General features: G+C 59.8%; 12 protein-coding genes. 10 read left to right on the top strand and 2 right to left on the bottom strand.

The genetic code is table 11. From position 1 onward, the window contains the following. Positions 1-836: tetratricopeptide repeat protein (locus tag AC3B8H_RS12970; protein ID WP_488441968.1), on the bottom strand; the 836-nt coding region annotated here is incomplete at its 3' end. Between the two features lie 226 nt (positions 837-1,062). Here AC3B8H_RS12970 and AC3B8H_RS12975 point away from each other — a divergent pair. From AC3B8H_RS12975 to AC3B8H_RS13015, 9 genes are read left to right on the top strand one after another with little or no spacing between them, the layout of a single operon-like run. Next, positions 1,063-2,265: a sensor histidine kinase gene (locus AC3B8H_RS12975; RefSeq protein ID WP_488441969.1), complete on the top strand. Its 1,203-nt coding sequence runs from the start codon at positions 1,063-1,065 to the stop codon at positions 2,263-2,265. Next, positions 2,252-3,634, top strand: a complete 1,383-nt coding sequence (locus AC3B8H_RS12980; protein WP_488441970.1) for a sigma-54-dependent transcriptional regulator — start codon at positions 2,252-2,254, stop codon at positions 3,632-3,634. The genes AC3B8H_RS12975 and AC3B8H_RS12980 overlap by 14 nt, the downstream gene beginning before the upstream one ends. Before the next feature lie 52 nt (positions 3,635-3,686). Beyond that, positions 3,687-3,998, top strand: coding sequence for a flagellar hook-basal body complex protein FliE (gene fliE / locus AC3B8H_RS12985; RefSeq protein ID WP_064030358.1), 312 nt, complete (start codon positions 3,687-3,689; stop codon positions 3,996-3,998). Positions 3,999-4,016: 18 nt separating this feature from the next. Then, positions 4,017-5,765: a flagellar basal-body MS-ring/collar protein FliF gene (gene fliF, locus AC3B8H_RS12990; RefSeq protein ID WP_488441971.1), complete on the top strand. Its 1,749-nt coding sequence runs from the start codon at positions 4,017-4,019 to the stop codon at positions 5,763-5,765. Then, complete coding sequence (gene fliG, locus AC3B8H_RS12995; protein ID WP_488441972.1) at positions 5,758-6,768, top strand: flagellar motor switch protein FliG; 1,011 nt, start codon at positions 5,758-5,760, stop codon at positions 6,766-6,768. The genes fliF and fliG overlap by 8 nt, the downstream gene beginning before the upstream one ends. Beyond that, positions 6,755-7,459 carry a flagellar assembly protein FliH gene (locus AC3B8H_RS13000; protein ID WP_488441973.1) on the top strand — a complete coding sequence of 235 codons (705 nt, stop codon included), beginning with the start codon at positions 6,755-6,757 and terminating at the stop codon, positions 7,457-7,459. The genes fliG and AC3B8H_RS13000 overlap by 14 nt, the downstream gene beginning before the upstream one ends. Continuing rightward, entirely contained in the window at positions 7,456-8,805 is a 1,350-nt protein-coding gene (gene fliI / locus AC3B8H_RS13005) for a flagellar protein export ATPase FliI (protein ID WP_488441974.1), read from the top strand. The genes AC3B8H_RS13000 and fliI overlap by 4 nt, the downstream gene beginning before the upstream one ends. Further along, entirely contained in the window at positions 8,802-9,254 is a 453-nt protein-coding gene (fliJ, locus tag AC3B8H_RS13010; RefSeq protein ID WP_488441975.1) for a flagellar export protein FliJ, read from the top strand. The genes fliI and fliJ overlap by 4 nt, the downstream gene beginning before the upstream one ends. 29 nt (positions 9,255-9,283) lie before the next feature. Next, entirely contained in the window at positions 9,284-10,753 is a 1,470-nt protein-coding gene (locus tag AC3B8H_RS13015; RefSeq protein WP_488441976.1) for a flagellar hook-length control protein FliK, read from the top strand. 109 nt (positions 10,754-10,862) lie between these two features. Here the strand turns inward: AC3B8H_RS13015 and AC3B8H_RS13020 are convergent, their stop codons facing one another. Beyond that, positions 10,863-11,381, bottom strand: a complete 519-nt coding sequence (locus AC3B8H_RS13020; RefSeq protein ID WP_488441977.1) for a DUF2380 domain-containing protein — start codon at positions 11,379-11,381, stop codon at positions 10,863-10,865. Positions 11,382-11,590: 209 nt separating this feature from the next. Here AC3B8H_RS13020 and AC3B8H_RS13025 point away from each other — a divergent pair. Continuing rightward, positions 11,591-12,538: histidine kinase (locus AC3B8H_RS13025; RefSeq protein WP_488441978.1), on the top strand; the 948-nt coding region annotated here is incomplete at its 3' end.

Raw genomic sequence — 12,538 nt, forward strand, 5'->3', positions numbered from 1 at the left:
CTGCCTCTGGGATCGAACGCGTAATGTGCTTTGACGTAATCCAAGTCTCGCAGGGCCTGATCGTCTCGATGCTGATCCATCAAAATACCTATCCGGGCCAGGCGCGCGTCAAGGTGTTCCGGCTGAGTCGCCAAGGCTGCGTCGTATTCCGTCAACGCGCCATTCAAGTCCCCCTGAGAATGTTTGATCGAGCCGATGACAAAGTGCACGCCGGGATCCTCGGGCTTAATTTTCAGCACCTTATCCGTCGCGGTCCGCGCGCCCGCGATATCGCCCCGGCGTAAGAGCGTGTTGGCGCGGCCGATCAGCGCGTCGATTTGTTCAGGATCGATTTGGCTAGCCATATCGTATTCGTTAAGGGCTTCGCTGAGTTCCCCCAATTGCGAATAGGCGTGGCCTCGAAACAGGTGAAGGGTTGGTTGCAGTTCTCGGTTGAACCGGCTGGGATCGACTTCCTTAATCAACTGTTGGTATTTGAGCTGATACAAATACAACTCCGCCAGGGGTTTAATGATCAAGGCTTGATCGGCGCCCAGTTGCTTGGCTTGCGTCAGTTGCACCTCGGCTTCCGACAGCGATTTTTGTTTGAGGTAAATTTCGCCCAACAAAATATGCGCGGCGATGTAGTTGGGGTTTTCTTGCAACGCATTTTTCAGATCGATGATCGCTTCGGGCAAGTTTTGGTTTTGCTGAGCCTGAATCGCTTGCTCGAAAAATTGTCCGGCTCGAATTTCGTCGGAGTGAGTGGCCTGAAACGGCGACAACGCCGAAGCAAGCAACAGTGCGGCGGGAAACCGGCGCAACGCAGGGCGATTTTCGGGCGGATGCTTAAGCATGGCTTTATGAGGGTGATTGGTTAGCTTCGATAGCATAGCTTGAAAGCGGTTCGGCCACCAGTCGTATCACTCGGTTCAAGGTTCAAGCGGCGTGTCAAGCTGGCCCGGCCGCCGGCTAGCGGCGTCGGAATCTTGGCGTTGTTATATAAGTGGTTGAACTTTAATAATAAAAGTTCGTGGTCCGGTTTTTGCTTTTCGCATGGCATAACCACGAGGTGTCATGATTATGGAGACTTTAAGCTATCACCAACAATGGCAAGCTGAACGTTTGACCGATGCGTTTCGGGCCTTCAATGCCTTGTCCGAAAATCTTGCCCAATCCTATCAGGGGCTGGAAGAGAAAGTGGCGGCGCTAAACCGCGAACTGGCGGCGGCGCGGGATGCACGCGTCAACACCTTGATCGAAAAGGAAAGGTTGGCCAGCCGGCTGCAACAAATTCTGGCGGCATTGCCCGCCGCGGTCATCGTATTGAATCGAGACGGGGTTGTGATCGATTGCAACGGCTATGCCGTCGACTTTCTTGGCGAACCGCTCTTGGGCGAAACTTGGCGAGAGGTGGTCGCGCGCGGTTTGCAGCCGGTGTTCGAATCGCCGCACGAGCGGCAATTGCGCGACGGCCGCACGGTCAATATTACCCACAGTGCCTTGGGTAACGGCGCGGAGCAGTTGATTTTGTTGTCCGACGTAACCGAATTGCGGTCGCTGCAGAATTTACTGGCCCGTCAAAAACAATTGAGCGCCATGGGTGAGATGGTGGCCGGCCTGGCTCATCAGGTGCGTACGCCTCTGGCGACCGCGATTCTGTATGCCTCGCAAATCAATAAGTCGGGCTTGAGCGAAGAAAAACGCCTGCAGTTCTCCGCCAAGATACTGGAACGCCTGCATTACCTGGAGCGGCAGGTGAACGACATGCTGATTTTCGCCAAGCAGGGCCGGATGGCAATGCAGGACTTCGAGTTGCATTCCTTCTGGCTACTTCTGGTGGATAGCGCCGATGCGTTGGCTTGCGATTTCACGTTCGAGGACCGTTCCGGCATCACGCGCCTAACCGGGAACCAGGATGCGTTGAGCGGCGCGTTGCTGAATCTGCTGACCAACGCCGTCGAAGCGGGAGCCCGGCGCGTGGTTTTGACCGCGACGGCCGGCGCGGCGGGCGATTTGTTCATCGACGTAACCGACGATGGTCCCGGTATTCCAGAACAGTGTCGAGACCGGCTGTTCGAGCCGTTTTTCACGACCAAAGCCAATGGCACGGGTCTTGGGTTGGCAGTGGTCGACAGCGTGGCCAAGGCGCACGGTGGCCGAGTTTCCTACCGGCCATTGCCCGGTCGTGGCAGCCGTTTTACGTTGATTTTGCCATTAACCAGTTACGAACCGAATTTATCGGCCGGGGTTTCCGGTCGTGGAGACTGCTATGAAACCGTGTGATGTATTGATCGTCGAAGACGACCCGGCCTTGGCCGAAGCCTTGTGCGACACGCTGGAACTGGCCGGCTATCAGGTCAAGTCCGCGAAAAACGGAGCCGATGCGTTGAGCTGGTTGTCCCGGCAATCGGCGCGGCTGATCGTCAGCGACGTGCAGATGCCGGCAATGGACGGCTATCAGCTGTTGCAAAACCTGCAACATAAGCCGGAGGCGCCGCCGGTGTTGTTGATGACCGCTTACGGCACGATTCCGAAAGCGGTCGAAGCCATGCAGGCGGGCGCGGCCGATTATTTGATCAAACCCTTCGAGGCCCGCATCTTGGTCGATAAGGTTGCCGGACTGATCCAAGCGCCACGGCCGCCAGCCTGCGAGCGCATCGTCGCCGACGCGTCGATGAAAAAATTGTACGGTTTGGCGGCCAAGGTCGCGAAGACCGAGGTGACCATGTTGCTGGAAGGCGAAAGCGGCACCGGCAAGGAAGTGTTAGCGCGTTACATACACCGGAATTCGCACTTTCATCAAGGCCCGTTCGAGGCCATCAACTGCGCGGCAATTCCGGAGAACATGCTGGAGGCGATGTTGTTCGGTTACGAGAAAGGTGCGTTTACCGGCGCCGTGCAAGCCATGCCCGGCAAATTCGAACTGGCTCACGGCGGCACGTTATTGCTCGATGAAATTTCGGAGATGGATTTGGCCTTGCAAGCCAAACTGCTCAGGGTCTTACAGGAAAAAGAGGTCGAGCGGCTGGGCAGCCACCGCAAGATTGCTTTGAACGTCAGAATTCTGGCGACCACCAACCGGAAGTTGAAAACCTATGTCAACGAAGGCCGGTTTCGCGAGGATTTGTACTTCCGCTTGAGCGTGTTTCCGTTGCGTATCCCGCCCTTGCGGGAACGGCCCGGCGACGTGTTGCCGCTGGCTTACGAATTGTTGGCCAAACACAGTCCGCACGGCCGACCGGCCTGTACGATAGAACCGGAAGCCGCCGTTCGCCTGCAACAATACCGCTGGCCGGGCAACGTCCGCGAACTGGACAATGTGATACAGCGCGCGCTGATTTTACAAAACAATGGTCGGATCGGTTGCGGCGAGCTGATATTCGAAGAGGACTGCGAAATCTTGCCGGATTTGCCGGTGACACTGCAAAGCCTTGCCTCGTCGAGCGATGCCAGCAACGAGGCCGTGGGATGCGGCGGTGGCGCCAGCCTTGATGAAGGCGTGCGCTCGGCCGAGGAAAAAATCATTCTGCAGATGTTGCACGAGGCCAGCGGCAGCCGCAAGGCCACGGCCGAACGGCTCGGAATCAGCCCGCGCACCTTGCGCTATAAAATCGCCCGAATGAAGGAGGCCGGGGTGCTGGTCCCTTGCTAAAGATGGCTTGAAAACTGCTTGTCCGATATAAAATCACCAGCGAGTCATTTTTATGTCAGATATGAATATCAACCAAGTCCTGGCCCAAATGCGGACCATGTCGATCGAAGCCGGCGGCAAACCGCCGGTTGGCGATAATTCCGGCGATTTCGCCGCGATGCTGAAGCAATCGATCGATTCGGTGAACCGTACTCAGCAAACCGCTAACGACATGGCTCAATCCTTCGAAATGGGCAAGCCTGATGTGAGTCTGGCCGAGGTGATGATCGCCTCGCAAAAAGCCAGCGTATCGTTCCAGGCCATGCTGCAAGTTCGCAACAAACTGGTCGATGCCTACAAGGACGTTATGGGCATGTCCATGTAAGCTGCTATGCTGTGAGCCATGAGCGAAATAGACCGAAACCTACCGATGGAAAGCCCGTTGCCCATGGCGACGGCGGACAAGGGCAGAATGCAGACGGCGCTGAGAAGCCTGAGCAAATTGCCGCTGTCCAACCAATTGGGCTTGATGCTGGGCTTGGCCTTGAGCGTCGCGATCGGGGTTGCCGTCGTCCTCTGGTCGCAGGAGCAGCATTACGACTTATTGTTTCCGGCCGTCGCCGAAAAAGATGCTTCTGAAATCCTCGATGCGTTGACCAAACTGGGCGTCGAGTACAAGGTTGAAACCGGTACCGGCACGATCATGGTGCCGGCCGACAAGGTCCGCGAAGTCAAACTCAAACTGGCGGCGCAAGGCTTGCCGCGCAGTACCAGCCTCGGCTACGAACTGTTGGATAAGGAAAACGGTTTCGGCGCCAGTAAAAACGTCGAACAGATGCGCTTTCAGCGCGCGTTGGAAGGCGAGATCGCGCTGACCGTGCAAACCATCCAAAACGTCAAGTCCGCCAAGGTCTTGCTGGCGATTCCGGTGCAATCGGTCTTCGTCCGCGAACGCAAAAAACCCAGCGCCTCGGTCGTGGTCGAGTTATACCAGGGCCGCAGCTTGGACAAGGAACAAATCGAGGCCATCGTTCACCTGGTATCGTCCAGCGTGCCGTTGATGGAGCCGGGCCAAGTCACCGTGGTCGATCAAAAAGGCCGCTTGCTGAACAGCAAGGAGACCTCCGAGGACATGTCCCTGTCCAGCAAGCAATTCGATTATAAACGCAATCTCGAGGAACATTTGCGCGGTCGGATCGAGAACATCCTGACGCCGCTGGTGGGCGGTGACGGCATGCGCGCGCAGATTTCCGCCGACGTCGATTTCACCGTCACCGAGAAAACCCAGGAAATGTTCAATCCCGATTTGCCGGCGCTGCGTAGCGAGCAGATTCAGGAAGACAAGAATTCGCAGTCCAAGGTGCAGGGCGTGCCCGGCGCGCTTTCCAACCAGCCGCCGCCGACCGGCGTGGCGCCGGAAGTCGCCAGCGGCCAGGAAAAAACCGAGACCAGCGGAGAAACTGGCTCCGCCAGCAAAAGCGCGACTCGCAATTACGAACTGGACAAAACCATCACTCATACCCGGCTGGCGACGGGTGCGTTGCGGCGGCTGTCGGTTGCCGTCGTCGTCGATAACAAGAAGGTCGCCCAACCCGACGGCCAATTCGGCCAACTGCCGTATTCCCAGGAAGAACTCAACCAATTGCGCGATTTGGTCAAGCAGGCGGTCGGCTTCGACAACAGTCGCGGCGATCAGGTGACCGTCACCAACGTCGCGTTCAAACTGCCGGAAGCACTGGAAGAGGTACCCAGCGAACCGTTCTGGCAACAAGCTTGGTTTGGCGGTAGTATGCGGCAATTGGCGGCGGTGCTGGTGGTGCTGATGCTGATACTGGGCGTGCTGCGACCGGCGGTGCGGACTTTGATCGCCAAGGAAGAGCAGATGGAAGCGCTGGAAGAAGCCAAGGCAATTGCCGAGGCGTCCGGCGGCATCGTGCGTTTCGACGAGGAGGGCCGGCCGGTACCGGTCGCGGTCAAGGTCGACGAAGAAACCGGCGAAGTGCGGACCATCACGACCGGCGCGGAGGATTTGCTGCTGCTGGAAGCCCCGCAAAGCTATGAAAAACGGCTGGAATACGTGCAAAAATTGATAGACGAAGATCCCAAACTGGTCGCCCAAGTCATCAAAACCTGGTTGAAGGACAATGGCTGAGGACCCCAACGACCTATCCCACGCCCAGCGCGCCTCGTTGCTGCTGCTGGCGGTCGGTCAGGACCGGGCGGCGACGGTGCTGCGCCATATGGGACCCAAGGAAGTGCAGTTGATCGGCTCGACGATGGCGCAACTGGGGCCTATCAGTTCCGGGATGGTGGACCAGGTGTTGGAGGAGTTCATCATCCAGATCAAGAACGAAACTGGCCTGGGATTGGATTCCGACGAATACATCAGGGCGATGCTGACCAACGCGTTGGGCGCCGACAAGGCCGGCAGCATCATCGACCGGATTCTGCTGGGCGCCAACAGCAAGGGCATCGAACAGCTCAAATGGATGGATACCCGTTCGATCGCCGACCTGATCCGTCTCGAACACCCGCAAATCATCTCGATCATACTGTCCTTGCTGGACGCCGATCAGGCGGCCGATGTGCTGACCATGCTGCCGGAAAACATGCGCTCGGACATCCTGATGCGGATCGCCACGTTGGAAGGTGTCCAACCCGCCGCGTTGCGCGAGTTGGACGACATCATGGAAAAACAATTGACCGGCAGCGAAGGCGTCAAGTCCTCGCAAATTGGCGGCATCGACGCCGCCGCCAACATCCTCAACTTCATCGAAAGCGCGGTCAGCGATCCGATGATGCAAGACATCAACGAAGCCAATTCCGATCTGGCTCAGCGCATTCAGGACAAAATGTTCGTATTCGGCGATTTGGTCAACGTTGACGACCGGGGTATTCAAACCCTGTTGCGCGAGGTGTCCACCGACCAATTGCTGCTGGCTTTGCGCGGCGTCGACGGCGCTTTGCGCGACAAGATCTTCGCCAACATGTCCCGCCGCGCGGCCGAAATGTTGCGCGACGACCTCGAAGCCGCGCCGCCGGCTCGCCTGAGCGAAGTCGAAGCCGCGCAAAAAGACATCCTGGCGATCGCCAAACGCTTGTCCGACGCCGGGGAAATTTCGTTAGGCGGCGGCGGTGGCGATGAATTCGTCTAAGGGAAATAAATTCTCGGATGCCGAACTGCAAGCGCTGAATCCCTGGACCGATTTGCAGGATTTCAGCGCGCCGCGTTCCGAAAACGTCGACGTCAAGGAGGCCACCGAAACCTTAACCGTCGAGCAGATCGAAGCGATTCAAAAGCAGGCTTACGCGGAAGCCTTCGCGCAAGGCCAGCAACAAGGTTTGGAGGAAGGACGCCAGATTGGTTTGGAAGAAGGCCGGCGCCTGGGTTACGAGGAAAGTCTGCATTTGTTGCAAAAGCAGGCGGCCGAACTCAATCTCCTGCTCGAAGCCTTGAGCGAGCCGTTTCGTGAGCTCGACGAAGCTGTCGAGGAAGAATTGGTCAAACTCGTCTGCGCGATCGCCGGCCAACTGATCCGCCGCGAACTGAAAACCGAACCCGGCGAAGTCGTCGCGGTAGTGCGCGAAGCCGTCAAGGCCTTGCCGCTGGCCTCGCAAAAAATCACCGTCAACCTGCATCCCGAGGACGCGGCATTGGTCAAAACCGCGCTGAGTCTGGACGAAAGCATGCCGCCTTGGTGCTTGCGGGAAGATCCCTTACTCAGCCGCGGCGGTTGCACCGTCGAAACCGAAGTGTCCAGCGTCGATGCCAGCGTCGAAACCCGCTTGGCCGCCGTGATTGCCACGGTGTTGGGCGGCGAACGCCGCCAAGACGCCCCGCGATGATTCCCACGCCCGACCGCGGCCGGCTTTGGCTGGAGCGTTTGCAGCCTTACCGGCAACGTTTGCATGAACCGCCGCCGCTAATCGTCGAAGGCCGTTTGACCCGGATGGTGGGGCTAACCTTGGAGGCCGAAGGCTGCCGGGCCTCGATCGGCTCGTTATGCCGGGTTGTTACCAAATCCGGTAAAACCATTTCCGCCGAAGTAGTCGGCTTTTCCGGTTCCCGCTTGTTCCTGATGCCGACCGGCGATACCCACGGCCTGGAGCCGGGGTGCCGGGTGATTCCGCTGGGACGGGACAGCTTGGTCGGTGTCGGCTTCGGCTTGCTCGGCCGGGTGTTGGACGGCGCCGGTCAGGCCCTGGACAACAAGGGGCCGTTAAGCACCGACGCCAAGGCATCGCTATCCGGCGCGCCGATCAATCCGCTGACCCGTAAACCGATCCGCGAAGCCTTGGATGTCGGTGTCAGAGCCATCAACGCCATTCTCAGCGTCGGCCGGGGTCAGCGCATGGGTTTGTTCGCCGGCACCGGCGTCGGCAAGAGCATTTTGCTGGGCATGATGACCAAATTTACCAACGCCGACATTGTCGTGGTTGGCCTGATCGGTGAGCGCGGTCGCGAGGTGAACGAATTTGTGTTGAAGATCCTCGGCGAGGAAGGCATGAGCCGCGCGGTGGTGGTGGCGTCGCCGGCCGACGATTCACCGTTGATGCGGGTGCACGGCGCGCTTTTGGCGACCGCGATCGCCGAATACTTTCGCGATCAGGGACTGAACGTGCTGCTGTTGATGGACTCCTTGACCCGTTACGCCCAGGCTTACCGCGAAATCGCGCTGGCCATCGACGAGCCGCCGGCCACCAAGGGATATCCGCCCTCGGTATTCGCCAAATTGCCGCAATTGGTGGAACGGGCCGGCAACGGCGACGAGGGCGGCGGCTCGATCACCGCGTTCTATACCGTACTGGCCGAGGGCGACGACACCAACGATCCGATCGCCGACGCGGCGCGCGGCGTGTTGGATGGGCATATCGTCTTGTCGCGGGCGTTGGCGGATTCGGGCCATTATCCCGCCATCGATGTTGAAGCCTCGGTGAGTCGGGTGATGCCGGATATCGTGGATAACGAGCACATGCGCATGGCCCGCGACTTGCGGCGTTTGTATTCCACCTACCAGCAAAACCGCGACTTGATCAGTGTCGGCGCCTATCGGCCCGGTGCCGACCCGCGTATCGACCAAGCCATCGAGCGCAATCCGGCCATCATGGCATTTTTGCAGCAGGACATGGACGAGTCCGTCGATTTTAGCCGCAGTATCGACGAACTGGCGCAATTGCTGGGCGGTCGATGAAAAAATCCCAGCGTCTGAATGTCATCGTCGATTTATACGCTCGCCAGGAGCGGGAAGCCTTGGAGGCGATGGGCGTCGGTCAGCGGCGGCTCGCCGATCAGCAAAATCAGCTCGATCAATTGGTTCAATACCGGCTGGAATATTTGCAACGTTTCGAGGCGCGCCAGCGGGCTGGGATCAACGTGGGCCAGTTATTGGAATTTAGGGCGTTCGCCGACAAATTGGACGGAGCGATCGAAGGTCAACGCCGCCAGGTTGCGCAATGTGAACGGGAACTACGGAAGTTGCGCGGGCTTTGGGAGCAATGCCATCAGCGCACAAAAAGTTTGAATCGCGTCAAGGAATTGGCGGCGGTTGACGAAGCCAAAACCGAACAAAAACGCGAGCAAGCCGAGCAAGACGACCGCGCCGCCCGCTCGCGCCGCGACGATGGCACGGGACGTGCTTGACCGCACTATATAGTCCGAGGAGTGGCGCCATGAATATTCAAGGTTTCAATTTAATTTCGCTGTTGGCCGGCACCGAAAATGCCGCCGGTTTAAACGGTTTGTTTTCCGGCGGCGGCGATGCGGCCGGGTTTTCCGATACGCTGATGCAACAATTGACCGCGCTGCAACAGGCCATGGCCGCCACCGGCGCCAGCTCTGGCGCCGCTGGCGATTTGCAATTGCCGAACCCGTTTTCCGGCGCTGAAGGTCAGTCTATCGACGGGCAAACCCTGCAAAACTTTGCCGCGCTATTCGGCAATCGCTTGCCGGCGAACGCGGTCGGTCAAGCCGGCGGTGCCGATTCGGCCAAATCTGAAATCAATCTGGACGACACCTTGCAGGCTTTGGCCGACGTGTTGCAGTCCTTGCAAAGCCTCGAAGCGGCCGCGCCCGCCGTGCCGGACGCGGCTCAAGCAACGTCGGCCGCCATGGTCGATGCGTCCGCCGAGCAAGGCCAGGACGCCGAGACGCTGCGCTTGAGCGATGAGCAAGGCCGGGACGCCGGGATCCGGCGTTTGACCGAGCAGTGGCAAGCCGCGCTGGATGCCGCTGGCCTTGGCAACGCGCCGGTGGCGAAGACGGCGGAGCTGAGTTCCGAAACCGCCGCGGCGGTTGCCGTCCAGGCCGATGCGCAAATGGCCGGCGCCTTGCAAACCGCCGTGGCGATCGCTCGGGAACACCAGCCCGCCAAACCGCAAACGCCGGCCGGCCGGGATGCTTTGCTGACGACGTTAACCGGCGACGACGCCAAGAATTTGACGGCTCCGGCGTCGGCGGTCATTGGTTCCGCCGCCGGTAGCGAAACCGGCGCCGGCTTCAATTCCGGCGGGCAGACCGGAAACAACGAGCAAGGTACTCAGTCGCCGTGGTCGGATAGTGGCCTGGCTGCGGCAAAGGTGTCGGCCGAAGGCGGGGATAGCGCAGACAGTCGCTGGTCGCGGGTCGCGGCGGATGTCGGTCAATTGAATCGAGTCGCCGCCAACGCTGCTCCGCAGCCGGAAACCGCCGTGATCGGCCGGTCGGTCAATCATCCGGAATGGAACGCCGAGCTCGGCCAGAAGCTGTTGTGGATGCATAACCAGGCCGTGCCGTCGGCAGAAATTCGTTTGAATCCCGAGCATTTGGGGCCGATTTCAATCAAGATCGACGTCAATCAAGACCAGGCCAACGTTACGTTTACCACCCAGCACGCGGCGGTCAAGGAGGCCATCGAGGCGGCGATACCCAAGCTCAGGGAGATGCTGGGCGGTCAAAACCTGAATCTGGCCGACGTCAACGTGTCGCAGCAACAGTCCGAACAGCGCCAGGGCCGCGACGGTTTTCAAATGGCCGGCGATCAGCAACGCGGGCGGCAGGGTCAAGCGTCCGGGCAGGACGTGCCGGTTGCCGATCCGGTCATCGACGAAATCGAAACCGGGCGGGCGATTGCCAGCAATGGCTTGTTGAGCCTGTTTGCCTAATCTGAAGCGAGAAAAGGCTTGGACCGGTCTGATTGGCCGATCGGGAAGCTGTCCCGAGCTTGGCAACGGATGGATTGCGATCCAGCCGCTCCAGGCACGCCCATTCCAATCACCGCTCCGGCGCGGGTCCGGGGCCACTCAGGCTAGCCTGGATTTTGCGGGCCAACGCGGCAATCGCATGCTCGGTGACGCTGGCATGGTTGCCCTTGAGCTCAATGTCGTAGCGGGCCAGGATTTGCCGGCTGCGGGTATCGACCAAATAGACCCAAAGATAGGACACCAAAAAACTGGGCTTGCTGTGTTGAGCGATGACGATCCAATCGGCGCCTTGGGCCTTGCCCAAGTCGGCGGCCAGATCCGGGTGCTGGAATAAGTAGCCGAAGCCGGCATTTGCCGAGGTCAACGCCGCATCGGCGACGCGCTCGCCGAGGTAAGCGCCGTCGCGGCCGAGGGCGTCGATCAACAGCGGCGCCATCGTCGCGGTACGCTGTTTTTCTTGCGGGGTATTCGGCAGCGACGTAATGTCGTTTAGCTCGAAAGCGGTGACCGCGATGCGCGGCGCGGCCGGGGTCGGGCCGGCGATCAGCCCTATGGTGAAAAACAGAGGTTTCAGTATTGTTTTAGTCATGATTTTCTCCTAGCGATCAATAATTCGACGAGGATGCGCCGTCGCTGAACGCCTTCGGCGCGGGTGGTGCCAGATTACGCCGCCGGGCCAAGCGGATCAGCCGAGATTTGCCCGGCCAACTCGGGCAATTTGCCCGCCGGGCGGTGTTGGCTAGGCAGTGCGGGTCAAGCTACTTACAATGGCGGCATCCGTGGTTACCGGCCTGTTCGATGAATTTGAAGTGGCATTTGTTATCCCGCATCGCCATTGCGGCCGTGCTGTGTTTGCTGGCGATGTCGTTTTACGCGCTGCAGCGCAGCGCCCGGCAAGTCGATGCCTTGGTCACCGCCAGCGCCGACTCGCTGGCCCGCCAACTGGACTACCAATTGCTGATGGGGAGTTCCGGCTACCCGTCGGTGGCCGCCTTCCCGGACTTCGAGTTATGGAAGCAAACCAGCCGCGTGCCGGGCTTGTGCGTCGGCTTCGAGACGCCGGACGGCCGCGTGTTGCGCCATCTTTGCACCGGCGCCGCATTGGCGGCGGCGCCTTGTCCGGACTGGTTCGATGCGCTGTACCGGCGCGGCTTCGGCGCGGAACCGGTCACCCGTCGCAACGTGGGCTTAAACGGCGTCGGCCGGGGCACGGTGGTCGTCGAAGCCGGCGCGGACCTGACCGTGGCCCGCGCTTGGGCGACCTTGACCGATCTGGCCGAGCTGTCGGCGCTGACGGTGCTGACCATTTCCGGATTGGTATATCTGGCGGTAGGCCGGGCGTTGCGGCCGGCCGGCGACGTGGCGGCCGGTTTGGCGCGACTGGCGCGCGGCGAACTGGACTATCGCTTGGCCGATTACGTTTTGCTGGAATGGCGTTTGATCGGCGGGGCGATCAATCGTTTGGCGGATAGCCAGCAACGCTTGCTGAACGAGCGGCAGCGCTTGGCGTCGCGCTTGCTGCAAGTGCAGGAGGAGGAGCGGCGTCATTTGGCGAGGGAACTGCACGACGACTTTGGTCAAGCGCTGGCCGCGATTAACGCGGTCAATGCGTCGATTGCGCAAACCGCCCGCCGCGACTGCCCGGAGCTGTTGGCCGAAACCGAACGCATCGCCCGCTATACGCGGGGTTTGCATAACGGATTGCGCGGCTTGACCACCCGGCTACGACCGGCGGAATTGGACGAG

This window comes from Methylomonas sp. BG-2 (genome assembly GCF_057766305.1).

Bases quoted from the DNA above. Each gene is read 5' to 3' on its own strand.
- AC3B8H_RS12975 (WP_488441969.1), top strand. From the start codon at position 1,063: ATGGAGACTTTAAGCTATCACCAACAATGGCAAGCTGAACGTTTGACC.
- AC3B8H_RS12980 (WP_488441970.1), top strand. From the start codon at position 2,252: ATGAAACCGTGTGATGTATTGATCGTCGAAGACGACCCGGCCTTGGCC.
- fliE (WP_064030358.1), top strand. From the start codon at position 3,687: ATGTCAGATATGAATATCAACCAAGTCCTGGCCCAAATGCGGACCATG.
- fliF (WP_488441971.1), top strand. From the start codon at position 4,017: ATGAGCGAAATAGACCGAAACCTACCGATGGAAAGCCCGTTGCCCATG.
- fliG (WP_488441972.1), top strand. From the start codon at position 5,758: ATGGCTGAGGACCCCAACGACCTATCCCACGCCCAGCGCGCCTCGTTG.
- AC3B8H_RS13000 (WP_488441973.1), top strand. From the start codon at position 6,755: ATGAATTCGTCTAAGGGAAATAAATTCTCGGATGCCGAACTGCAAGCG.
- fliI (WP_488441974.1), top strand. From the start codon at position 7,456: ATGATTCCCACGCCCGACCGCGGCCGGCTTTGGCTGGAGCGTTTGCAG.
- fliJ (WP_488441975.1), top strand. From the start codon at position 8,802: ATGAAAAAATCCCAGCGTCTGAATGTCATCGTCGATTTATACGCTCGC.
- AC3B8H_RS13015 (WP_488441976.1), top strand. From the start codon at position 9,284: ATGAATATTCAAGGTTTCAATTTAATTTCGCTGTTGGCCGGCACCGAA.
- AC3B8H_RS13020 (WP_488441977.1), bottom strand. From the start codon at position 11,381: ATGACTAAAACAATACTGAAACCTCTGTTTTTCACCATAGGGCTGATC.